This window comes from Pseudomonas sp. NFACC56-3 (genome assembly GCF_900100025.1).
GTDB lineage: Bacteria > Pseudomonadota > Gammaproteobacteria > Pseudomonadales > Pseudomonadaceae > Aquipseudomonas > Aquipseudomonas fluorescens_AA.
Genome location: NZ_FMTK01000001.1, coordinates 581,775 through 605,433 on the forward strand (window position 1 = coordinate 581,775; position 23,659 = coordinate 605,433).

22 protein-coding genes and 1 pseudogene are annotated in these 23,659 nt (G+C 60.8%); 9 read left to right on the forward strand and 14 right to left on the reverse strand.

Features of this window, described 5'->3' with window-relative positions; all coding sequences use genetic code 11:
• Window positions 1-27: 27 nt before the first annotated feature.
• The 7 genes from BLO80_RS02410 to BLO80_RS02440 form a co-directional block, all read right to left on the reverse strand.
• Complete coding sequence (locus BLO80_RS02410) at window positions 28-858, reverse strand: phosphodiesterase (RefSeq protein ID WP_092326514.1); 831 nt, start codon at window positions 856-858, stop codon at window positions 28-30.
• Window positions 859-883: 25 nt separating this feature from the next.
• Window positions 884-1,915, reverse strand: a complete 1,032-nt coding sequence (locus tag BLO80_RS02415) for an ABC transporter ATP-binding protein (protein ID WP_092326516.1) — start codon at window positions 1,913-1,915, stop codon at window positions 884-886.
• The gene (locus BLO80_RS02420; protein ID WP_092326518.1) at window positions 1,912-2,706 is read right to left on the reverse strand and encodes an ABC transporter permease; all 795 of its coding nucleotides are present in this window, start codon (window positions 2,704-2,706) and stop codon (window positions 1,912-1,914) included. Before BLO80_RS02420 ends, BLO80_RS02415 begins: the two co-directional genes overlap by 4 nt.
• Entirely contained in the window at window positions 2,703-3,557 is an 855-nt protein-coding gene (locus tag BLO80_RS02425) for an ABC transporter permease (RefSeq protein WP_092165015.1), read from the reverse strand. The genes BLO80_RS02420 and BLO80_RS02425 overlap by 4 nt, the downstream gene beginning before the upstream one ends.
• 15 nt (window positions 3,558-3,572) lie before the next feature.
• Complete coding sequence (locus tag BLO80_RS02430) at window positions 3,573-4,577, reverse strand: ABC transporter substrate-binding protein (RefSeq protein WP_092164552.1); 1,005 nt, start codon at window positions 4,575-4,577, stop codon at window positions 3,573-3,575.
• A complete protein-coding gene (locus BLO80_RS02435; RefSeq protein ID WP_092199789.1) occupies window positions 4,561-5,580 on the reverse strand; it encodes a LacI family DNA-binding transcriptional regulator in 1,020 nt (339 codons plus the stop codon). Before BLO80_RS02435 ends, BLO80_RS02430 begins: the two co-directional genes overlap by 17 nt.
• A 206-nt stretch (window positions 5,581-5,786) precedes the next feature.
• Entirely contained in the window at window positions 5,787-6,344 is a 558-nt protein-coding gene (locus BLO80_RS02440) for a helix-turn-helix domain-containing protein (protein WP_092326519.1), read from the reverse strand.
• Window positions 6,345-6,644: 300 nt separating this feature from the next.
• On the opposite strand from BLO80_RS02440, the gene BLO80_RS02445 reads away from it, so the two are divergent.
• The 8 genes from BLO80_RS02445 to BLO80_RS02480 are packed head-to-tail and all read left to right on the forward strand — an operon-like array spanning window position 6,645 to window position 15,395.
• Window positions 6,645-7,355 (forward strand): iron-containing redox enzyme family protein, encoded by a 711-nt coding sequence (locus tag BLO80_RS02445; RefSeq protein WP_092326521.1) that lies wholly within the window; start codon window positions 6,645-6,647, stop codon window positions 7,353-7,355.
• Between the two features lie 26 nt (window positions 7,356-7,381).
• The gene (locus BLO80_RS02450; RefSeq protein WP_092326523.1) at window positions 7,382-8,503 is read left to right on the forward strand and encodes a pyridoxal phosphate-dependent aminotransferase; all 1,122 of its coding nucleotides are present in this window, start codon (window positions 7,382-7,384) and stop codon (window positions 8,501-8,503) included.
• A 1-nt stretch (window position 8,504) separates the two neighbouring features.
• Window positions 8,505-9,674: an NAD(P)/FAD-dependent oxidoreductase gene (locus BLO80_RS02455; RefSeq protein WP_092326524.1), complete on the forward strand. Its 1,170-nt coding sequence runs from the start codon at window positions 8,505-8,507 to the stop codon at window positions 9,672-9,674.
• Window positions 9,665-10,522 (forward strand): TauD/TfdA dioxygenase family protein, encoded by an 858-nt coding sequence (locus BLO80_RS02460; RefSeq protein WP_092326525.1) that lies wholly within the window; start codon window positions 9,665-9,667, stop codon window positions 10,520-10,522. Before BLO80_RS02455 ends, BLO80_RS02460 begins: the two co-directional genes overlap by 10 nt.
• Window positions 10,523-10,531: 9 nt before the next feature.
• Window positions 10,532-11,815: an ATP-grasp domain-containing protein gene (locus tag BLO80_RS02465; RefSeq protein ID WP_092326527.1), complete on the forward strand. Its 1,284-nt coding sequence runs from the start codon at window positions 10,532-10,534 to the stop codon at window positions 11,813-11,815.
• 46 nt (window positions 11,816-11,861) lie between these two features.
• Window positions 11,862-12,809 (forward strand): EamA family transporter, encoded by a 948-nt coding sequence (locus tag BLO80_RS02470; RefSeq protein WP_092326529.1) that lies wholly within the window; start codon window positions 11,862-11,864, stop codon window positions 12,807-12,809.
• Between the two features lie 22 nt (window positions 12,810-12,831).
• Complete coding sequence (argE, locus tag BLO80_RS02475; RefSeq protein WP_175459437.1) at window positions 12,832-14,073, forward strand: acetylornithine deacetylase; 1,242 nt, start codon at window positions 12,832-12,834, stop codon at window positions 14,071-14,073.
• Window positions 14,070-15,395 carry an MFS transporter gene (locus tag BLO80_RS02480; protein WP_092326530.1) on the forward strand — a complete coding sequence of 442 codons (1,326 nt, stop codon included), beginning with the start codon at window positions 14,070-14,072 and terminating at the stop codon, window positions 15,393-15,395. The genes argE and BLO80_RS02480 overlap by 4 nt, the downstream gene beginning before the upstream one ends.
• 20 nt (window positions 15,396-15,415) lie before the next feature.
• Here the strand turns inward: BLO80_RS02480 and BLO80_RS02485 are convergent, their stop codons facing one another.
• Window positions 15,416-16,624: an MFS transporter gene (locus BLO80_RS02485; protein WP_092326532.1), complete on the reverse strand. Its 1,209-nt coding sequence runs from the start codon at window positions 16,622-16,624 to the stop codon at window positions 15,416-15,418.
• A 148-nt stretch (window positions 16,625-16,772) separates the two neighbouring features.
• Between BLO80_RS02485 and BLO80_RS02490 the strand changes: the two genes are divergently transcribed.
• Window positions 16,773-17,654, forward strand: coding sequence for a LysR family transcriptional regulator (locus BLO80_RS02490; protein WP_092326533.1), 882 nt, complete (start codon window positions 16,773-16,775; stop codon window positions 17,652-17,654).
• Between the two features lie 126 nt (window positions 17,655-17,780).
• Here the strand turns inward: BLO80_RS02490 and BLO80_RS02495 are convergent.
• From BLO80_RS02495 to BLO80_RS02520, 6 genes and pseudogenes are all read right to left on the reverse strand, one after another.
• Window positions 17,781-18,023: pseudogene (locus tag BLO80_RS02495) on the reverse strand (SDR family oxidoreductase); the annotation flags it as partial.
• A 42-nt stretch (window positions 18,024-18,065) separates the two neighbouring features.
• Window positions 18,066-19,325: a TIGR02270 family protein gene (locus BLO80_RS02500; RefSeq protein ID WP_092326535.1), complete on the reverse strand. Its 1,260-nt coding sequence runs from the start codon at window positions 19,323-19,325 to the stop codon at window positions 18,066-18,068.
• Between the two features lie 33 nt (window positions 19,326-19,358).
• Complete coding sequence (locus tag BLO80_RS02505; RefSeq protein WP_256574078.1) at window positions 19,359-20,285, reverse strand: hypothetical protein; 927 nt, start codon at window positions 20,283-20,285, stop codon at window positions 19,359-19,361.
• A gap of 24 nt (window positions 20,286-20,309) precedes the next feature.
• Window positions 20,310-21,500: a PAAR-like domain-containing protein gene (locus BLO80_RS02510; RefSeq protein ID WP_092326537.1), complete on the reverse strand. Its 1,191-nt coding sequence runs from the start codon at window positions 21,498-21,500 to the stop codon at window positions 20,310-20,312.
• Complete coding sequence (locus BLO80_RS02515) at window positions 21,500-22,540, reverse strand: 3-oxoacyl-ACP synthase (protein WP_092326538.1); 1,041 nt, start codon at window positions 22,538-22,540, stop codon at window positions 21,500-21,502. The genes BLO80_RS02510 and BLO80_RS02515 overlap by 1 nt, the downstream gene beginning before the upstream one ends.
• A complete protein-coding gene (locus BLO80_RS02520; protein WP_092326540.1) occupies window positions 22,537-23,649 on the reverse strand; it encodes a DUF2169 family type VI secretion system accessory protein in 1,113 nt (370 codons plus the stop codon). The genes BLO80_RS02515 and BLO80_RS02520 overlap by 4 nt, the downstream gene beginning before the upstream one ends.
• Window positions 23,650-23,659: the final 10 nt, after the last annotated feature.

Sequence of the window (23,659 nt, forward strand, 5' to 3'; positions counted from 1 at the left end):
AACAGCACCATGAAAGTCCTTGGGTTATCAGTCGATCAATCCGTGAGCGTCATAAAAAGGATAGGGGCCGGGATACTCACCCAACACGCCGTTATGGGTCACCAGTCCGTGGGGATGCCAGTGATGCAACAAATACCCGGGCGGCTCCAGATTGAAGTGCGCTGGAGCGGTTTGCTGTAGATCCAACACGATTTGATGGGAGACGCCAGGGCATACACAGCTCAGGCTGCCACCGAAACGCCGCTGCATCGGCCGATGCAAATGCCCGCACAGCAAACGCTCAACCTGTGGGTGGCGGGCGATGACCTGCTCCAATGCCGGCGCGTTGATGAACGGCTCTCGGTCCATGTGGCCGATGCCGCTGATAAACGGCGGATGATGCAAAACCAGCAACGTTGGCGCATCGGGGCGGGCGGCCAGCTGTTCATCGAGCCAGCGCAACTGGCTGTCCAGCAAGCGGCCGCCATGGGCACCGGGAATGGTGCTGTCCAGGCCGATCAGGCGCAGCGGATGCGCCTCGACGACCCAGTCCAAGGGGGTTCCGGCCAGGCTTGGCAAATAGTCGTGATCGGCAAATGCCGCCCGCAGATGCTCGCGGTTGTCGTGGTTACCGGGCACCAAGTAGCAAGGCATGTGCAGGCGCGCCAGTTCGGGGTGCAGCACGGCATATTCATCAGGGCGACCGAAGTCGACCAGGTCGCCACTGATCACCACGACGTCGGGACGCGGCACGCGGGTATTCAAATGATCGATCGCACGACGCAACGCGGCGAGGGTATCGACCACACCATAGGTCAGCTTTCCCCCGGCTTTAAGATGCAAATCGCTGATTTGCGCAACAAGAAACGGACGCTTCAAGACAAACCCTCTGAAAATACGAATGTCACGACGACAGGGTGAACAGCACTTGCGGCTCGACGGCCAAGGCGATCAGGGCACCCGGGGCGTGGATGACGCTGTCGGTGCTGTCTACCAGCAATGGCTGGGTGGCACCGACCTCCACCAACAGGCGGCTTTGGGCACCCTGGAAAAACTGGCCCACCAGGTGCCCGCGCAGATGCCCCTCGCTGTCCATCACCCGCAAATGCTCCGGGCGGCAATAGACGGTGGCAGGCCGGCCAGCCCCCCGCCATGGCAACTCTCCGCCATGGACTTTCAAGCCTTGGGGCGTGTGCTCGAGCACTGGAAAAGCGTTGAGGTTGCCGACGAAACTGGCGACGAACGTGTTGGCCGGGTGTTGGTAGATGTCCCTTGGGCTGGCCAACTGCGCGACGCGACCGTGCTCCATGACCAGAATCCGATTGCCCAAGGCCATGGCTTCGCCCTGGTCATGGGTGACGAACACCGCCGTAATGCCCAGATGGCGTAGCAACTGATCCAACTCGCTACGCAGGCGTTCGCGCAACTGCGCATCCAGTGCCGCCAACGGTTCGTCAAGCAGCAATACCCGAGGCTTGGGCGCCAGGGCGCGGGCGAGGGCGACCCGCTGGCGTTGACCGCCGGACAGCTCGTGGATGCTGCGCTTGCCATGATCCTCAAGCCCCACCAGTTCCAGCAACTCCGAGCAACGCTTGTTTCGCTCTGCAGGCGCCATGCCGCGAATTTTCAAGCCATAAACGATGTTGCCGGCCACGTCCAGGTTGGGAAACAACGCATAGTTCTGGAACACCATGCCTACGTCGCGTCGTTCGATGGGCAGGCGGGTGACGTCGGTGTCGCCAAAAAACACCTGTCCCGCATCCGGACGCTCAAGACCGGCGATCAGGCGCAAGGTCGTGGTTTTACCGCAACCGGATGGGCCGAGGATCGCCAGGGTTTCCCCGGCATTGATGGTCAGGTCCAGATCATGTACGGCAACGGTGCCGTCCGCGAACGCCTTGCGGCAACCCGCCAGGCGAATGGTGGTTCCGGTCATCGTTTTTCTCCACGGGAAAGGCGGGCGCTGATGGCCTGCAACGCAATCAACAGCGGCACGATCATCAGCAGGAATATGAGGGTGTAGGCGCTGGCCACTTCCAGCCTGGCCGAGGCATAGCTGTCAGCCAGGCCTACCGGCAATGTCTTGGTCATCGGGGTGTGGAGCATCCAGGTCAGGTTGAACTCGCCCAACGACAGCGTGACGACCATCAAGACCCCGGCGAGGATTCCCGCCCGGCAGTTGGGGACCACCACACTGAAGAATCGTCGTAGCGGCCCGGCGCCCAGGCTGGCCGCGGCTTCTTCGAGGACGGGCAGGTGCTGACGTTGCATCACCGCCATCACCGGGCGCACCAGGAACGGCAAGGTGAACAGCACATGGCCGACGAGAATGAACAGCCAACTGCTGCGAAAGTCACCGAATTGCCCATAGGTGAGCAGCAACGCCAGGGCGCTGGCCAAGCCTGGCATCGCCACCGGCAGCACCATCAGTTCCTCGAACGCACGGCTGAAGCGGTTGTTCATCCGTACCAGCGCGTAAGCCGCTGGAACACCCACCACGCAGACGCACAGCGCACAGGCCACGGCCAGTTGCAGGGATAGCCAGACCGTTGGCGAATAGGCCTGCCAGACCTGCTGCAACCAATCGAACGTCAGGCCACTGGCGATGCCCTGGAAATAATTGCGCGTCAGTCCGGCCAGCAGCGACATCAGTACGGGCACCAACATGAATGCGCAGACCAGCAGGGTAAACACCAACTGACCGATAAACAGTGTTGAGCGCTTCACAAGACGGTCCTCGAGTTTTTCGCCAGCCGTCGGGCCAGTAGCAGTACCGCCCAGGTCAGCGCCCCCAACACCACCGACAGCGCAGCGGCCACGGCGAAATTGGCGTAGTTGGTGAACACGTTGTAGATCGCCACCGGGGTCACGTTCAGACGGGTGCCAAGGGTGAAGGCCGTGCCGAACGCCCCCATGGAGGTCGCAAAGCAGATCGCCCCGCACGACACCAATGCCGGTGCCAGGCCGGGGACGATGACATCACAGACCACTCGCCAGTGACCGGCCCCCAGGGATTGAGCGGCTTCTTCCAGGCTGCGATCCAGGCTTTCGCAGGCGGCCATTACCGTGAGGATCACCCGCGGAATCGAAAAGTACAGGTAACCCAGACACAACCCCATCAGCGAGTAGGCGAAGATCCAGCGTTCACCCGCCAGCTCGAGCCCGAGGCTGGCGAACAACCCTTGGCGCCCGGCCAGCAGGATCACCAGGAAGCCGACCACCACGCCGGGGAATGCCAACGGGAAGGTCAACAAGGCGACCAGCAGCGAACGGCCGAAGAAGCGTTGGCGGCTGAGAAAAAAGCCACTGATGCCGCCCACCAGGAGTGCCGCGAGGGTCGTCGCCAAGGCCAGCAGGCAGGTCTGAGCCAGACTGCCCAGGTATTGCGCACTGCTCAGTACCTGCCAATAGCCGCTTTCGCCGCCATCGCGATGTTGCCCGCCCAGTACGATCAGGTGCGCCAGCGGCAATAACCAGAATGCGAACAGCACCGCCGCCGCAGGCGCCAGGGCCCAGGCCGCGGTCAGCCGCAAACGCGGCGCCGTGGCCTGGCCCGAAGGGACTCCCCGGGCTTTTATTACCGAGGCGGTCACTTACTTGACCTCTTTTAGATAACGTGCGGAAAAGGCTTCCTGTACCGCCGCCATCTGCTGGTAGTCGACCACGCCGGCCCGTGCGTAATCGCTGTCTGGCAGGAACTGCGCAGCGATGTCGGCAGGCATCTTCGTCGCCCGTACCGGTCGCAAGTAGGCCTTGGCCCAGAGCGCCTGGCCCTGGTCGGACAGGACGAAATCCAGGACCTTCTCGGCATTGGCCCGATGCGGCGCGTTGCCGACGATGCTCATGACGTAGGGCACGCTGATGCTGCCTTCCTTGGGGATCACGAAAGCGACGTTGGCCTTGTCCTTGTAACGTGCCCGATAGGCGTTGAAGTCGTAATCCACCAGAATCGGCAACTCCCCGGACAGCACCCGCGCATAAGCGGTCTGTTTGGGCACGATGGGCGAGTTTTTCGCCAGTTTCTGGAAGTAATCGATCGCTGGCGTGAAGTCGTCGAGGCTGCCGCCCATGGCCTGGTTGATCGCCACCGCGGAAACGTAACCGACAAATGCGCTGGAGGGATCAAGGTAACCGACCATGCCTTTGTACTCGGGCTTGAGCAGATCGCCCCAGCTTTGCGGGACAGGCAAGCCGCCCAAGGCATCGACGTTGACCATGATGCCCAAGGTGCCGGAGTGAATGGCAAACCAGTGTCCCTGTGGATCTTTCAGGCCTGCCGGAATCTGTTCCCAACCCTTGGGTTGATAGGTGCCGACCACCCCGGCTTTTTGTGCCTGCAAACCGAAGGTCACGCCGTAATACACCACATCCGCCACAGGCGCGGCCTGCTCGGCGACCAGTTGAGCCAGTGCCTGCCCGGAGTTCTTGTTGTCCAGCGGGACCTGCACGCCAGTGGTATCGGCAATGGCCTTGAGCTGTGTGCCCCAGTCGGCCCACTCCGGTGGACAGTTGTAGCAAATCGCCGTTTCGGCGGCCTGGGCCAGGCTGGCAACGCCGCAGAACAGCAACGTCGCCAGGGTTTTACTGAAGCGGATCATCAAGTGTCTCCTCGTAGGATTGAGTACTTTCGCCCGGCCGGATATGGCAGGGCAGGCAATGGGAAACCGGTGTGGCGCCGGCGATCTGCGCGAGCAATTGATCGATTACGGTGCAGGCCAAGGTCTCGATGGGCTGCACCACACTGCACAACGTCGGGTGCATTTGAGTGCCAAGGGCGATACCATCGAACCCCATGACCGAGAGCTGCTGGGGCACGTGCCAGCCGTTGCGACGCAGTTGCGCGATCAGGCTGATGGCCAACAGATCGTTGGAGCAAACCAGTGCGCTGAGCGCCTGCGGACCTTGCAGGAAGGGGGCGATGGCCGCGAAGTCAGCCTGGGTATGGGCGGGCATTTCAATCACCGGCAGGCTGTCGAGGCCGGCCTCGCCCATGGCGTCGCAATAACCGGCGTAACGCAGGCGAGCACGGTCAGATTGCAGGGCCGGACCGGCAACCATGCCAATGCGCCAATGCCCGGCTTCCAGCAGATAGCGAGTGGCGAGGGCCATGCCGGCGCGGTTGTCCACCGACACGGCGCTGTAGTGCGGATTGCCCGGCTGGTGATAGGCCAGCACAAACGGCGTGTCCTCGCTGTCCAGGCTTTGCAGCACGCGGTTGCTTTCGGCGTCGGTTACCGTGAGGACCAGGCCATCGACCCGCTGGCGCAACAACTCCTCGACCACCAGGCTTTCGCGCTCGCTGCTGTAGTCGGTCGTCGCCAGGAGCAGGTTGTAGCCGCGCAAACGCGCAGCGCGCTCCATGGCCTGGAATTGTTCGGCGAACACGGGATTGAGCAGGTTGGGCACCACCACGCCGATCAGCTTGGTCACTTGCAGGCGCAGCTGACGACCCAGACGATTGGGCCGAAAACCCAACTGGCGGGCGGCGGCGAACACCTGCTCTCGGGTCGCCGGACGCACCACTTCAGGGGAGGCAAAGGTGCGGGCCGCGGTTGCCCGGGAAACCCCTGCCAAACGGGCCACTTCTTTCAAATCAGTCATTGTCACTCGCTTGAGATCGATCTCATTGGCGAGGACAGTACCCAAACGTCATGGCATTTCAGCGACAGTGGGATGACGATTGGATGTCGGTTTGGCGACGGTTGCTCTGGCGACCATCCGGGAGCGCACGTCGTACCTGGTTGAAGGTCGGCGAAATGGACGCTGGCACCTGCCTATGTCGCAGGCGGGTGCCAATGGGACGGTTGTTACTTGCGAATCAGGGCTATGACGTATTCGCACACTTGCGAGGTGGTGTTCTCGAACGTGCAGGCTTCTTCAGGCAGCCCCAATTGCAAGCAGTCGCCTTGCTCCAGGATGTAGGTGGTGGTGCCCTTGGTAAACGTCAGTGTGCCTTGCGTGGCCCACACCTGCTGATGAAGGAACGCGTAGGCCGTGGCGGGGTAGCTGATGCGCACTCCCGGGGGCAGTTGCACGCTGATGAGCTCCAGCGGCCAGCCCTCCCGCGGGGAGACTTGCTGGCGCGCGTAGCCCGTTTCCGGGTCTACCCAGCGCGGCTGCTCCGCCGCCCTTGAAAGAAGTCCCGAGCGTCCCTCGGCTCGATGCAGCAGGGTGGAGAGGGGCAAGCCGAAAGCCCCCGATAACCGGCCCAGGATGGTCGAGGTCGGGCTGACCTGTGCGTTTTCAATTTTGCTGATCATTGCCTTTGATACGCCCGATAACTGGGCAAGCTCGCCGATTGACCATTCTCGCGCCGTTCGTTCGGCTTTGATGGTGAGGGCTATATCGATGGGTTGGTTGTTCACTATAGAAGACTTCCAAATCGGGGTGATTTAATTTGAGCTTAGCGCCCGACATGCAGCTTGCTGGTGCAAAAAATAAATAACGCTCTGTTTTTGTGCGCAAAAACCATCTTGATTTATATGGCTTTGATTTTAAATAGAATTAATAACGCCATTTTAATGTTTCAAAATAAATCTATGGTTTATGCCTTCGTCGATTAAAAGTATCAATTTGTTTGCTTGCGCGGCTTGTTTACTATCTGAAACACGCAGCGACATCCTGTCACTGCCGTCCAAGCTACCTTATCGTATTTGGGGGGATCTATGCCGGCTCAGCAAATGGAACAAGGCTGTCTGACGGGTGAGCAAATCATCCATTCGATTAAAGGAATGATCACGGCTTCGGGGATCAATACCAATGCGTTCTATAAAACCTTTCGACAGGCCCCGCTGCCCAAAGCAACCCTGAAGAAAGTGTTCCAGCAGTACTTTTATTACATTCGGACCTTTCCGCAGATCCTGGCAGGTACTTCGCATCGCACCGACAGCGAAGTGATTCGGATGAAGTTGGCGCGAACGGTTGTATCAGAGCTGGGCGATGGGGCAGGCGAAGCCCACTTCATCATGTTCGAGCGTGTACTGGCCGGCGTCGGCATCACGTTGGATGACTGGAAGAAGGTTGAATACATTCCCGAAGCCAGTGATCTGGTCGATGGCCTGCGTCGAATTTTCCTCGAGGGGTCGACAGAACATGCCATTGGCGCTCATTACGTTATCGAAGAATTCGGCTTTCCGATGATCGCCAACCTGTACGAGGGCTTCCGTCTCTACGACGGTTGGAAACACGAAGACTTCACCTACTTCTATTTGCACATGCTGGTAGAAACCGATCATGTGCAATGGATCAGCGACGCGGTCATGGAGGCCGCCCGGGACACTGACAACGGCAACGACATTCTCGAGGGTGCTGCCGATGTTCTGAACTTGTTGACCCGATTCTGGCAAGGACTCAACCGAGTAGCCACTCACGCCTGACCGATCAAGCAAGGGGGCGGGAAGTCATGGATGATTTGACATTGATTGGTCGCGTGGCGCCCTTCAGGGATGCCAGTGCATATGCCGCATCCTCAGGGGCGTTGAACCTGTCCCAAGGACTTCCTGAACCCTTGTTCGACAATGCCATGAATGCGGCGTTGGCCCGCCAGGTCCGGGCGGGTTGGCAGTATGCCGACCCTCGCGGCGAGATGATCCTGCGCGAAAGCGTTGCGGCCCACATTGCCGGCTACGCGCCCGACAGCGAAGTGCTGGTGACCAGCGGCTGTACCGAAGCCTTGTATTTGGCCCTGTACGCTGCCTCCATGCAGTACGGCAGCAAGGTCGCGTTCTTTGAACCCTTTTATCCCTATTACCCGGGAATGGCCACGTTGCTGGGGGTGGAGTTTGTTGCCGTGCCGTTGTCGGTGGGGGCGTCGATCGGCCCCGATTGGGCAATGCTCGAGCAGCAATTGCGCGCGGGTGTTCGCATACTGCTGCTCAATACGCCTCACAACCCGACAGGGTGGTGCATGTCCGCTGATGATTGGCAGCACATGGTGGCGTTGGCCAAAAACCATGACTTCATGGTGATTGTTGACGAAGCCTATCGTTACTATCAGTACGACACAGACACACCGGTGCCGTACCCCCATCGGCAGATTCCCATGATGGTGGCCGGCAGCGCTTCAAAGTTGTTGTCCATGACAGGCGTCCGGATCGGCTGGTTATGCGCACAAGCCACTTTCATGGAACGAGCGTATGCCCACCACCTCTACCTGAGCTACTGCCAACCCAGCCCCATACAGGCCGCCGTTGCTGTTTTGCTGGATGAGTTGACCGCCGGGCGACTCGATCGCTTGCGTGAGCACTACAAGCACAAACGCGATCACCTGGCAGGTGCACTGATGGCCGCCGGGCTGGATATCCGGTTACCGGCGGGCGGCCATTACATCATGGCCGACTATTCACGGCGGGCGCCTTCATTGTCCGCCGTTGAATTCAGCCAACACCTGGCCGTTCGTTGCGGGGTCATGCCATTGCCTGCGACGCCCTTCTACCTGGGGCAGTGCCCCACCTTTGTCAGGTTCTCTTTCTCGGTAGCCAAACCCATTGTTGATCAAGCTTGTGCCCGCCTGGAGGATTTTTGAAATGGAACAGCATGTGTTCGACGTCATTGTGGTAGGCGGCGGCCCCGCAGGGCTTGGCGAGTGTATCCGGCTGATCGACCTGGGCCTGGAAGTCGCTGTCATCAGCGATGTATTCGGAGGGTGCATGGGCATGATGGGAGACCATCCATTGCAGTCATACTGCAATGAACTGGAGATCGAAGGCGCGCCCCATCCCTTGCATCGATTCATGCGCAAGCTGTGCGTCAGCCCCACCGGTGAGGAATACGCAGCCTATATCCGTAGCAACTTCGAAGCCTTGCCATTGACCCGGATCCAGCAACGGGTGGTCACCGTCAGCAAGGTCCAGGGGCTGTTCGAGGTGAGCCTGGAGCAGGGCTCCCAGCAGCGTGCCTTGCGTGCGCGGCAGATTATCCTGGCAACCGGGATTCGCCCGAAGGCGCCGCCCTTCGAAATGCCCAGTGTCCGCTGGTTGAATTGCTTTGAAGTCTACCAAATGGTTGCGCGGGGCCAGGGCCACCGTTTTCAGCAGCAGGACGTGGTCATCTTCGGTAGCGGTAACAGTGCGTTTCAAATCGCACTGCTGCTGGCCCCGTTCGCCCGTAATGTGTCGATCCTGATCAAGTCCTATCTGGGGCTGTATCCCCAAGAGACCGATGATCGCTTTGCCCTCAGGTCCCTGAGCCAACGCACGCTGGAAATGATTGCAAAAACGTCGTCCAGTTCCTTCCAAGGGCCGCTCAACAGCATCCACAGCACGGGCCGGGCCAATATCTGGCTGCATGCCTACAACCGCATTCGCCAGGATGGCGACAAGGTCGTGCTGGACGTGCCGGCGTCACTCAACGGCCATTCGCTGCTCCAGGCCTCCTGTCGCAAGGCTCAAGAGGCTGGCCGGTTGGTCGCCGCCCAGACATTCGAGGGGTATGAGCTGCACGTGGAGGTGTCGGCGAAGGACCAATGCCTGGTTTCGGCCATCGGCGTCACCGCACAACTCCCCGTCACTGACTGGCCACAACTGCTCAACCAGCAAACCGGCTTTACCTGCCACCAGGACGGGAAAAGTTCTGTGGCAGGCTTGTATTTCGCCGGGGCTGCCTCAGGTTATGCGTCGATCAACACGATGGTGCCCGCCGCGGCAGAAATGAGTGCCGCCACATCGCTGCAAGAAGGGCTGCGGTCATGGGCGTGAGCGTGTTCCAGCCGCTGCGCCTGACGCTGGGCGATGTGCTCGGGCAGTCGGCAGCCGAGCTCAAGCAGGCCATCGCACAAGCCAAGGTGCTGGTCATCGCCAACCAGGATGTCAGCGTTGCCCCCTATGTGCAGTTGATGCGCAGGCTGGGCTCGCCTGTCCATCATGTGTTGGCCAAGTACTGTCTCGAGGATTATCGCGAAGTGCTGACCGTGACCAATCTCCATCGGGACGGCCAGGCCTTGGGCGTGCATGAAGGAGGAGGGTATTGGCACACTGACATGTCGTACAAATCGGCGAACACGGTGTTTACGTCGCTGCTGTCGGTGCGTGTACCGGACCGACACGGCGAGACGCAGTTCATCGACTGTGTCGCGGGCCTGCATCAGGTTCGCCGGTGGCTGGAAAGTCCTGCCTGCCCGCCGCACCTGAAGAATCTTGACCTGGAAAACCTGCGGATTCACCACCGCTTTGGTAATCGTGACGCGTTGCGCAATGCCGACGCCGCAGTGCAACCGCTCAATTCCCAGGAGGCGGGCGCACTGGAAAACACCGTGGTTCACCCCTTGGTGTACAAACACCCGCTCGCTTGCACGGCGTCGCTGTATGCACCGGCTGCCACGGCCATGCAGATAGAAGGGGTAGCGCCTGCTCTGTCCCATCGGATTCTCGACAGCCTGGTGGACTTCCTTGTCCGGCACGCGCCGCGCTATCGGCATGCCTACCGCCCAGGCGACATCGTGATCTGGGACAACCTCTCAACGCTGCATAAAGGTCCGCCAATACCCAAAAGTGAAGGGGGCGCCGATGCGCGCCTTCTCTATCGCATGAACGTCGACTTCCAGTGAGGCATTACCATGATCAAGACCATCGTTTTCCTGACGCCCCATTACCTCAACTTCGCTTCCGAGAAGGCGTTGCAGACGCTGGGGCGAGATTGCCGGACCGTGCTGATCGCCTATCATGCCGACGTCCTGCCACCTGTGCTCGAGCGCAATGTCTCGCAGATTGTGCGCGTCGATGCCGACCTGCAGCGCAACATCCGCCCGCTGCTGGATCATGACCAATGTCGCAACATCATCAGCGATGAGCTGCGGGCCGTGCAGGGCAATACATCGTCGTTGCGTATTTTCTGCCAGGAAGAATGCCACGTTGAACTGGCGGCTCAGTTGCGCGAGGAGTTCGGATTAGAGGGCGATACACAGGCGATCGTGGCGAACTTTCGCGACAAAGTGCTGATGAAACATGCCGTCAGCCAAAAGGGGATACGCATTCCCGAGTTTGCGCCACTGGATCACGTACGGCTATCGGCTGAACCGCAGACTTACTATGCCGAGCTGGCGGCGCGACTGGGCTTGCCCCTGGTCCTCAAGCCGGTGAACGCAGCGGGCAGTTTCGAGGTGTCGATCATTCGCAACGAGGCCGAATTCCTCAAGGCCCGCGAACAAGTGTTGGCCTCACCCTATCATTTCGATTACGAGGTGGACGAGTTCATCGACGGCGCCATGTTCCAATGCGACTCGTTTGTAGTCGACGGCCAAATCCGTTATTGCGGCGTCCTGGAGTTGGGCTGCACCAACTTTGACTTTGTCCAGGGCAAACCCTTGAGTGTGATTCCCGTCGCCGACCCCACGCTCAAGGCGACCCTGGAAGCATTCAACCGGGATGTGATTGCGGCCCTGAACTTTCGCAACGGTTCGACGCACCACGAGGTCTTCGTGGACCGCAAGCGCGGTTATCCGGTGTTCCTGGAAATTGCTGCACGCGTACCGGGTGGCATCGGGGTGCCTTACCACGAGAAAAACAGCGACATCAACCTGATCGACGCCAATCTCTATCTCATAGCCGGCGCCGCAGCGCTCGATGACATCAAGCCCAACGAGAAAAACAACGTGGTGTCCGCCTTGTTGCCCTTGCGCAAAGGCCGGATCAGCCAGCTCAACGAGCCTCCCATCTCCAGTGCATACACCATCGACTGGCGGGTCGCACCCGGAATGACGGTGGATTCCCGGTCCCTGGCCGATACCGCGGGCATCCTGACTTTGTACAACACCGATCCAAAGGTACTTCGCGCCGACTTCGAGGCCTTGCAGCACTACGTACCGACCCAGGTGGAAGTGCTGGAGCCGGGAACCGCTTGATCGATCAGGTGGCGCGGCAAGCACAGGTTTTTCTCAAGGAGCAGGCATGAAGACAGGAATACTCGGTGCCGTCAGCATGGCGGTCTACTGCATCTCGACGGCGCTGTCGGCCGTCTGGGTCATGGTGGCGTTTACCCGTATCAGTGGGGCGGCGTTGACATTCATTACCTTCCTGATGGCCTGGGCGGTCTTTTTCCTGGTGCATACCTTGCGTGGTCATGATCCGTTTCGCCTGCTGCGCGAGGAATGGCGCGGCGTGTTGCTGCTCAATGTCCTGACGCTGTTCAGTTGGTGGCTGATGTTCATGGCGTTGCAGCGCATCGAGGCTTCGGTGGAGTCGGCCATCTATCAGGGCTGGATGCCGTTGGTGGTGGTGGTCTGTGAAAGGCTGGTGGCGCGGTCCTCGGTCAGTCGATCGCGGTGGCTGGGCGCGCTGCTGATCCTGTTGTCGCTGATGGCGCTGGTCCTTATGCGTCTCGCGCTTGGCGTCACGGCCCAGGTAAGCCTGGTCAACTTGCATGAGGGCATTGCCCTGGCCACTGTCGCCGGGATCACCGGCGGGATCTATGTGTTCTGCTCGGCTCGGCTGAACCGCGACAGCAAATACAGCGCCATGGATATCCTGTGCGTCAGGTTCTTCCTGCTCTTGATTGTCACGGGGTGGGTCGGCCGGGAAAACTTGCACCAGTTGCTCACGCTGGATACCGCCATGCTCGCCCAATTGATCAAGCTGGCGTTCGTCAGCGTGCTGATTCCGGTGTTCACCCTGCAATTTGCCATTCAGCACCTGGGAGGCGGGCGGGTATCCATTCTCACACCTTGCGTGCCGGTCATTGCCTTGGCCGCCGAGTTCGTGCTCTCCACCTGGCATAGCCCTTGGGTACCTGTCCTGGTGACGGTGGTGTGCGTGGCGGTGTTGTTGTCAAACGTCTGGTTTTCGCGAGACAGACACGTTGTTCGCTCAGGGCCCATGCCTGTTGCCCTTCAAAAATAGATACTGTTTGCTGGAGCATCCCATGACTCTTTCCTTGGCCTATGCGCAGGGGGCGGCAGACGCTTGCCCGAATGACGGCCGCAGCGTGCTGGCACGCACGTTGGAAATCGCACGTACCTTGATCGGTTTCCCTTCGGTCAGCGACCGCTCCAATCTGGACCTTATCGAGTGGGTGAGTGGCTACCTGCATGGCATCGGGGTGCAGGCCCAGATCCTACCGGATGCCTCCGGGCGCAAGGCGAACCTCTTTGCCAGCCTTGGGCCGCCGCGCCCTGGAGGCATCATCCTGTCCGGGCATACCGACGTGGTGCCTGTCGCTGGCCAGGCTTGGACGCAAGATCCGTTCAGTGCCCACCTGGTTCAGGATCGGCTGTACGGTCGCGGCAGTTCGGACATGAAGGGATTCATTGCTGTGGTACTGGCGATGGTTCCGGAGCTGATGGCGTCTACACGGCAAAGCTTTCACCTGGCCTTGTCCTATGACGAGGAGGTGGGCGCGATGGGGGCGAAACATCTGGCCCCCTTTATCACCCAGGCGCAGTTGGAACCCGCCGGTTGCATTATCGGCGAGCCAACTTCAATGGTGTTGGTGATCGGCCACAAAGGGCGTCATGAAATCAATTGCTGTGTCCATGGCAAGGTGGCGCACTCATCGTTACCGGGCGAGGGGGTCAACGCCATCGACTACGCCGCGCGGGTACAAATGCAGCTTCAGCAAGTGGCCAGGCGGCTTTCACAGGGGCCGTTGGACCACGGGTTTGATGTGCCGTACACCACCGTTCAGGTCTGCCGGGTCAATGGCGGTGTCGCTGGCAATGTCATTCCCGGTCAATGCAACTTTGACTTCGAGATTCGCTACCTGCCCGGGTGCGATGCCGAGCAACTGCTGGTACAGATCGAGGACGATGCCAAGCAGGCCATGCACAGTGAGATGAATGATCGTGCCGCGGTCGCGTCCATCGAGTTTTCCCACACGCTGCATACCCCGGGTTTGGATGAGAAGGGCAATCAGGCATTCGCACAGTGGGTCCGCGAGGCCAGCTCAATGGTCCATGGCCGACAGCGAGTGGCTTACAGCACGGAGGCCGGATTGTTCCAGGCCGCAGGGATCCCCACGATCGTCTGCGGCCCAGGGAGCATCAAGCAAGCGCACAAGGCGAACGAGTATGTGGACCTGGCTCAGCTCGAGGCGTGTGAACAGTTCCTGCGTCGCCTGGCACGTTGTGAGTCATTGCCTCCGCTTCCCGCCGGGGGTGAGCAATGAACACCACCGCCCTGGATCGCCAGGGTCGCGGGCGAGAACGCAGAAAACTGGTGCTGGCGGTGAGCGTAGGTGCCGCATTGGAATGGTTCGACTTCACCCTGTTTGCGATCTTCGCCTTGCAGATTGCCGCAGCGTTTTTCCCGGCATCCGACCCATTGATGTCGTTGCTCGCCTCTTACCTGGCGCTCGCCGTCGGCTTCGTGGCCCGACCGTTGGGCGCGTTGCTGATGGGGCGCTATGCCGATCGCCAGGGGCGCAAGGCGGCGCTGACCCTGTCCATCATGCTGATGGGCGCAGGGACCCTGATCATCGCCGTATGCCCGACCTACGAGGCCATCGGTTGGTGGGCACCGTTGAGCATTGTCGTCGCGCGCATATTGCAGGGGGTCGCAGCGGGGGGAGAGATCGGCGGCGCGCTGGCCTACCTTGTCGAGACGGCCCCTGCGGACCGTCGCGCACTGTTTGCGTCCAGTCAACAAGTAGCGCAAGCCGGATCATTCCTGCTATGTGGGTTAAGTGCGAGTCTATTGTCGAGCGCGCTGACGCCAGCCCAGTTGGATGAGTGGGGTTGGCGCGTGCCCTATTTCTTCGGACTGCTGGTCGTGGTGGCGGGCCTGAAAATTCGCCGCAGTCTCGAGGAAAGCGAACCGCTGCGCCGCTTTCTCGATAATCAAGATAAGCAAGCGATGGCAGGGAAGGGGCCTAGCCTTCGCCCCTATCTGCCCAGCCTCGTGATGGGGGTGTTGATCGTCGTTCTCTGGACGGTCGCGACTCAATTGATCAATTTCATGCCGACCTATGCGTCGATGGTCCTTGAGCTTCCACGCAACAAGGCATACCTGGGTTTGGTACTGGTCGGTCTCATCACGCTGCTGTGCCCCTTGACCGCACTGCTGTCGGACCGTATCGGGCGCTACACCGTCATGCTCATCGGTGCCGTGGGGGTCGCGCTCTGTGCTTACCCGGGGTTCGTATGGCTGAACAACAGCCCCAGTCTCCAGACATTGATCAGCTTCCAGTGCGGGCTGGCAGTGTTGATGGTGCTTTACACCGGGCCGGCTTCGGCGGCATTGGCAGAGCTGTTTCCGGTGCAAGTCAGGGCCCTGGGGGTCTCGTTGGCCTACGCGTTGTCGGTGACCCTCTTCGGCAGCGCCACGCCTTCGCTGATTACCCTGATCTACCGCCAGAGCGGGGATGCTCTGGCGGCGGCTCATTGGCTGTTCGCGGCGGCTTGCCTGAGTGCGATTCCACTGGTCTGGGTAAGCCTGTCGAAATACCGGGCAAGTGCCACCCCGGCGCTGACTGCAGAGCATGAGACTTGAGTGACGTTGATTCACGCTCCTCATTGAACGCTCTGCGCAAACCCGTACTGCCTGGCAGACCACACCACCGCCAACGCCAGCAGCAAGAGAACGACCAGGACCGGCGCAAACGCCACGACCCCCAGGTGGTCGAGCAGAATGCCGCCGACGATCCCGCCGCCGGCAATGGCGAGGTTCCAGGCCGTGACCAGCATTGACTGGGCGAGATCCGCCGCCTCTGCGGCTGTCTTGGCGATGGCCGTCTGGAACAGCGTCCCAGCCCCTCCGAAAGCGACTCCCCAAGCGGCCACGGCGATATACACCGCCGCAGGCCTGTCGCTCATTGCCCCGAGCATCATTGCCGAAAGGGCGAACAGCACCGTACCTGCCAGCGTCAACGCCCGCAGATGGCGATCGATCAGCACGCCGACGACCCAGATCCCCAGCAACGACGCGACGCCAAAGACCAACAGGAGCAGATCCGTCCGCTCGCCCAGGCCCGCCGCCGTCAAAAACGGAGCGATGTAGGTAAAGAGAATGTTGTGCGCCAGGACAAAAGCCAGTACCACGAACAACACCGAGCGAACCCCCGGCAGGCTGAAGACCTGGCCCAAGGCAAGACGTTTGTTGGAGGACTGCCCCGGAAAGTCAGGCACCTTGAGTCGTACCCAGACCATCAAGGCCACGGCGAACAGGCTCATGAGGGCGAAGCTCATTCGCCAGCCGACCAGATTGCCGAGCAGCGTGCCAGCCGGCACGCCCAGGGATAACGCCAAGGGCGCGCCCACCATGGCAATTGCAATCGCTCGACCTTTCTGGCTTTCGGGCACCATGCGGGCGGCATAACCGGCCAACAAGGCCCACAGCAGCCCGGCCGATACGCCACCCAGCAAGCGCGCGACAATCGTCAAACCATAATGGGTAGAAAACGTCGTGACGGTATTGGCAACGGCGAAACCGGCGATGGCCGTCAGCAAGAGCGATCTGCGTCGCATGCCTTGGGTCGCGGCGGTCAATGGAATGGCCGCCAGCAAGGAACCGATCGCGTAGACCGTGACCAACTGGCCGGCGAGGGCTTCGGAAATCGCCAGCCCGTCGCTGATCTGGGAAAGAAGACCGGCGGGCAAGGCTTCGGTGAGGATGGTCAAGAACGCCGCCAGTGCGAGGGCAAACAGTGATCCTATGGGGAGCGGCGCAGTGTCTTGAACAACCTCGGCATCTGCATCGATAGGGGGGCTGGCAATCGTCATGTGTCACCTGCTTGGAGCGCTCCTGACCCGCCGGGACGACGCGGTCAATCGCGGATTGATAAGTACTACGGTAGGCGCCCCTCTTTGGCGAGACAAGAATGCTAGAGTGCACAACACATCGGAAAAAATGTCCGCAATAGGAGCTGGCGTGGAATCACTGAGCGGGATTGATTTTTTTGTACGCGCGGCCGAAACCCGCAGTTTTTCAGAGGCGGGCAGGGCGCTGGGCATTTCGTCTTCGGCGGTGGGCAAAAGCGTCGCCCGGCTCGAGGAGCGGCTGGGTGTGCGGCTGTTTCATCGCAGCACGCGAAGTATCACGCTGACGGCGGAAGGGACGCTGTTTCTCGAACGTTGCCGGCGCATTCTCTGCGAAGTCGAAGCGGCCGAGCAGGAACTGTCGCAAACCCGCCAAGCGCCACGGGGCAAACTGCGCGTGAGCCTGCCCCTCGTTGCGGACCTGGTCATGCCGACGCTGATCGCCTTCATGCGGCGCTACCCCAGTATTGAACTGGACCTGGATTTTTCCGACAGGCTGGTGGACATCATCGAGGAGGGGTTCGATGCAGTCATTCGGACCGGAGAGCCGAACGACTCCCGGCTGATGTCCCGTCCGTTGGGCCCGTTCAAGCTGGTTGTGGTCGGTTCGCCCCGGTACTTCGCCGAACACGGCACACCGCATGTACCGACGGATCTTCTGCGCCATGCCTGCCTGTTATACAAGTTTCCCAGTACTGGCAGGATGCAAGTCTGGCCGGTAACCGGGGACGGGGAGCCGGAACTCAACCTGCCGGCGACCCTGGTCTGCAACACCACCGAGGCGTTGCTGCACGTGGTGCATGATGCGCTGGGGATTGCCTGCGTGCCGGATTTCACTGTGCGTAAGGCCATCGCGGCCGGTGAACTGGTCACCGTCCTGGACGACTTCAACAGGCATCAGAGCACCTTCCGCATGCTCTGGCCCTCAAGCAAACACCTGGCGCCGAAACTGCGGGTGTTCATTGATTTCATGAGCAGTGAGTTATTCAAATGACTGGCCCAGCCCCCTGTGGGAGCGAGCTTGCTCGCGATCGCGGTGGTTCAGTGACAGGGATGCTGGATTGGCTGCCTTCATCGCGAGCAAGCTCGCTCCCACAGCGGGCCGGGCCATGGATTCAGATCACGGGGCCTTGTTCTCCACCAGGCAGTTGCCGCCATCCACCACGATGACTTCGCCCGTGATGTAGCTCGCCTCTGAAGACGCCAGAAAAGCCACCAGTGCCGCCACCTCTTCGGGACGTCCCGCCCGGCCCATCGGTGTGTAGCCTGCCGCCGTGGCTTCCTCGGCAGTGGTCGACCCTGTGGTGATCCAGCCGGGCGCGACGCTGTTTACAGTGACCCCTTGCTGGGCGACTTCCAGCGCCGGGTGATTGCCAGGTGTAGGAGCGCTATATAAACATCCTGATCAACGCCCGAACACCGCCGTCATCCCCAACAACCGCTTTTGCCGCCAAGCCGGTGCGCTGGTAGGGAAAAGCACCTCGTCTGGCCGGAAGCGGGCGAGACCGCAGGCCGCGGCGATGCGCTGGCGTTGCTGACCGCGGACAAGGGCTTGCTGAAAGCTCTGTTCGCTATGGGCCAATCCCAGCATATAACGAGTCCCCTCTTGGAAGTGTCCGCCGTTGGCTTGCCACCAACGTTCGATTGCCTGCGGGTCGGGCCAGGGCAGGTTTTCATCGGGGTCCATGGCCACATTGGGATCTTCAGGATTGTCGTTCGGGCCTGCATCGAAATCCGGCAGGTCCTGCAATTCCAGATCAAGCAACGCCAGGTCAGCGCCGGTGATCACGCTGAAGGCTTCACCGGCGACGCGGGCATAGGGCAGGTCGCTCATCTGCTGGATCAACCAGGGCACGCTGACCGGATCGCCCAGCAGTCCAAGAGCCTGGATGCCGACGCGCCGATCCCGGGGATCCTGTACCCACTGGCGTATCCAGGCGATGCTGGATTCGCGTTCTTGCCAAGCCAGCAGTACGCAGAGCGCGCGGTACTGGAACTCGCCCGGTTGCTCGGCGAATGAGCGCAGAGGCTCCAAGGCCTGCTGGTCGCCCATTTGGACAGTGGCCCAATTGGCCCAGAAGCGCGTGGCGGCGTCTGCATGCTGGCGGTGGGCACGAATCGTCGGGAACAGGTCACGCCGGCGCAGTTCGCCAGCCGTGCGGGCGGCACGTGCCAGCACGCTTGGGTCGGCATCGGAAAGTCCGGCCAGCAGGGCGGGGCCGGGGTCGTGGCGATGCATGCCACAGGCGGCCAGGCCGAGGCGGCGAAACAGTGGGTCGGGGGAGGCGAGCATGCGCTCGATCCAGGGCGACACCCGTTCCCAGTCGAGCCACCCCAGGGCCATCAGATAACCGCGCTCCGTTTCCAAGGCACTGCGCAAATGCTCGCTGAGCCGCGACAGCACTTTGCCGTTAGCCGCTTCGAAAGCCAGCACCACGCTGGCGAACATCTCGCCGATGGCGTGGGGACTGAGCTGGGCCAGCAGGATTTGCAAACCCGTGGAGCCAGCGATCCGCAGGCCGTCGAGATGGGCGTCGATGCGCTCGTCGAGTGTGCGGAGATCGTCCAGGTCGTAGTGGGGAGCGCGTAATGCATAATCGCGCAGGACGGCCAGGAAACTGGCTTCTTCGACATGCAGGTCAAGGACGATGGGCAGTGTTTTCATCAGCCATCGATCCTGATGTACGGGCAGGCAGGGTCAGTCAATTTGCAGGCACCGTTTCCAGTTCGCACCATCGAACTCCATGACGTCCTTGGGCCCGATGGACCACATGATGCCGTCGGCCGCGCTCAGGTGATAACACGTGCGCGGTGCGTCGTCGCCAAAGTCGATGGGGATCAGCTTGCCGTTCTCGAGGCGATAGACAAAATGGGTGGACGACACGTACAGCTGTCCATCGAAGTACTCCATGCCCCAGAGGTCTTCCCGGGTGCTGTCATGCTCGATCACTTCCCATTGGTCATCGCGTCCTCGCAACAAAGTGCCGAGCTGGCCGCAGGCATAGGCAAAACCGTCCGGCGCGCAGCGAACCTTGTAGAGCGCCAGGTTGGTCGGGCTGTTCTGCTGGGTGAAGACGGAACCGTCGTACTTCCAGATTTCACCTTCCCAACCGACTGTGTAGATTTCCTGTTCGCTGAACCCGTCGATCGATTCGAAGCTGGTGTCGGTGATGGGGGTGTCGCCGACCTGGGCGCTCTGGTCGATGCAACGCCACTGGTCCTCGTCATCGCGGACGTAGGCCTGGCGGCAGGTGCCTACGGCGTAGGCCCGGCCTTTGGCGATGCCGCGGATTTCGCGCAGAGGGCCGCGTTTTTTGGGGTCTATTCCGCAGTTTGCGATGGGGGCTTCTTCTTTTATCGCGCCGCCGCCACTAGTACGTACCGCTCCATTGGTGCCCAGTACCACGTAACGTTCGGCCGGTGCATGGCAAACCGTGCCGGAACAGGCAAGCCAGGGCACCGTGCCGGCCCCCCAGGTTCCTCGATGTAGCGTGAACAATATCGACCCGGTGTACCCTTCACTGATAGAGGCGTCGTTAGTGGTAATCAAATAACTGAGGTCGGAGTAGCGAACGACCCCAGTACCAACGCTGAGTCCACTGAATCGTGAGTCTAGAGGGTCCATCTTTGGTCTCCTGATGTGAATACATTAAAGGTCACACTCGTTATCGAACATGTCGCGCGCAGCCTTGTCCCGCTCATGCTGATTACTGGTCATGGAAACGCTGGCATTGATCGGTTGCTCATCCCCAGCGTCCTTTGCCCCGTTGTGATACTCATTCAACTGGCCTTCCAGGCACTCCTGAGAACAATCAGAGTCCGGGAAGGTTTTCCTGGCCGCTTTGGCCCCTGTCTCTGTGGCCTTGGCCCTTGACCACTCACCTTTTGCATCGGCCTCACGCAAGGCCACCACCCCACGCCGGGTATGCATCTGCCCGTGGGTGGCGGTGGTCTGATTGGGGCCCTCGACGCACATTACCGGGGCCTTGTCGGTCTTGTATTTGCTCCAGCCGGCTTTCGTCGGATGCTGGTTCCTGGGTTGACCGACGGAGGCCGGGCCGTCCGTAAAGGAAGCCGAATCTATGAGGTGGTCTCCGGTTTGTCCCGGGCAACATCTGTTGGGTTTATACGGGGCGAGAAAGCAACGCAGCGCCTTTTGGCAAGCGTTTGCGTTGATACTCGTTGCCAAGGACGAATACTCGCCTTGGACCCCCGCGTGTGCAGCCAGATAGGCCGGATCCGTTTTAAATGCATCACCGGCATTTTTTTTTGCGGCGCTGCGGGCTTTGATGGCATTTTTCAGCTTGTCGGTATCCGGGCAGCTCGTTTCTTTATTGGTGCCTTCGCAAGCGGTGTTGGCTCGTTTCCTTTCGCCTTCGCATTGGGCCAGATCCTTGGCAAGAGCCATTCTGTCCGTATAGGGCCAGGGCACGGTATTGCCAGGCTGGGAAGCATGGTTGTGAGTAGTCAGGTCCATATGCCGGACAACATTCTTGCCTTCATACTTCACGTCCATCGACCAGGAAGTGAAATACACCTTCCCCTTGTTCCGGGTCGTGACGATCCCCTTTTTCGGCGCATTCCCAGCCTCGTCCCCATAGCTGGTCTTGAAGTGGCTCTTGTCCTTGAGCATCACTTCCTTGCCACTGATCTTCACCGTGCGACTGCCCTTGGTGGTGTCCTTGGCCATGCCCGTGTTGGGGTAGGGGATGGGCACACCGAGCGGGGTGGGCGGGGCCTGGGGTGGGGTGAAACAGACATCCGGGAAGCAGGCGATCGACTTGCCGTCAGCCGCCTTGCAGGACACTTCCATATTATTGGCGAAGACTTCGTTGGCCATCAGGCGGCCCTCACAATCTGGTAACTGAGCAGCGCGGCGGCGCGTTGGCCGGCGTCGTTGCCCAGGTGGCAGAAGATGTTCGGTCCTTCGCCGTAGCCCTTGCGACTGGCAGCCAGGGCCACGGCGAGCATCACGGGGCCGATGGCGGCGCCGACTTCGCCGATGCAGTCGGCAGGGTGCCAAAGATGGAAGAACTCCTTGCGTACCCGCAGGCTGCGGCTCAGGGCCAGGGAGGCCTCCTTGAAGTAGTACTGTTCGCCGGAAATATCCGTCAGCCGATAATCCATCTGCTCCAACCCGCAGCCTGCTTCGCCCAGGGCGGCCCGTATGGCCTGGGTCAAGCCTTCGGCGCGCAGAGGCAGGTCTTCGGATTCCACCGTGGCCTGTTCCACACCGAAACCCAGACCGATACAGATCAATTGCGGCTGTTCATTGGCAACGGGAGCGGCCAGCACCACCGCTGCGGCACCTTCGCCGGGGATAAAGCCATTGGAATTCTCGCTGGTAAGCAGGCGTTCGCGTTGTTCGAAAGCGGTCAGGGTCGCTCCATTAAGGAGGGAGTCGACCCCGGCAATGATCACGTGACGATGGCCATCCTTATGTATCAACGCACGCGCGTTGAGCAGGGCCACGGCGGCACTGACCCGGCCCCGCGCGATGACGTAGGAACCAGGATGAAAACGGATGCCCAGTTCGGCTTCGATGGCCTGCAGCAGTCCCTGATCGAGACCGGCGAGGCGACCGGGACGTTCAGCTTCCGCCAGCCCCAGCAACAGCGGGGTCTTTTCCGGGTCGAGCCCCGGAGCACTCTGCAGTGCCTCGGCAATGGCGCGGGCCGCCATCTTGATCAGCTTGGTGCGGCCGCGCCAGGGTTGCTCCAAAGGCACGCTCGCGGCAATCAGCCATTCACCGGCGCCGTCGATAAAGCGGGTTTCCTGGAAGTTGTCGATGGCACAGCGGATCGCCGCGCAGCTCGCCGGCGCGCTGAGGCCGACAGCGCTGACCATTCCCGATCCAATGATGCAAAGCGCGCTCATCAGCCCGTCTCCTCGGGAGAGCGCTTGGCTTTCACCAAGGCGCCAAGTGACGGGTAGTAATCCTTGCCCAGCTCACGGGCACGCCACCACGCTGTGGACATCGTGCCGACCAGCACCTGGGCAATCTCGAAAATATTACGCCGTAGCGGGCGAGCGACACGCCACGTCAACTGCACCTGGCGAGCGTCGGTGTCGATCAGCAAGGTGTCGATCACCGCCGACACCGTTTCATGACCGCCTTTTTTCAGGAAGAAAGTCACCGGCACATCCATTTCGGGGATGCGAAAGCCTGCGCGCTCCTGGGGCGTGAGGTTGAGCAGCTGTACGTTCTCGCCGCCCCGCAGGTGAGGAATCTGCTGGTCGTCAGGGGCCGCCTGGAAGTAGCGATTGTCGAAATCCCCTGGCAGAAACGGAAAGCAGTCGGCCAACCAGGCATCGTCGTAAGTACCGGCGAAACGGGCGCGTTGCGGCCAGCTACGGCCGAGGGGGCCGAGGGCCATGGGGCGAAAGTCGCCAGAGGGGCTGTCGATTGGCTTGCCCAATTCCTCGGTGTTCGGCATTGGCATGCCCAGGATATCAGCACTACTCAGACGGTGCGGATACCAGCCGCAACCGGTCGGATTGGCTGGGTAGCAGTGACGCATGTCGGGCTCGTTCGCCATTGGATGGCTGCCTCCAAAGGCTTGGGCATACGAGATGTCCTGCTCGGAGAAGGGCTGGGGTAAGCCAGGAGAAGCGCCCAATAGTCCTGGTTGCCATTGCCGGGGACCAAGGACGGAAAAGGCTTTGGTCATCTGACCCACCCGAATGCCCGCGGTCAACTGCGTCACGGGCCGGCCGCCTGGCGCGTAGGCTTTGCCACACACCAGTACATCGCAATATGGCTTGACCGGGGCGAAGTCCATTTCCTGCCGGGGGGCGCTGAGGCCCGGTTCGCCAAGAAAAGTGTCGGCCATCAACAGCGGTTGCTGGATGTCAGCGAGGGTCGCGGCGCGGCCGTCCAACGGAAGATCGAAAGTGCCCTTGGCTACCACAACCAGGGACTCGCGGCCGTCGCTTGCCATGCCCAGGGTGTAGGCAGCCACCAATTTGCTGGCGTTGAGCAGTTCCATGGATCGCCTA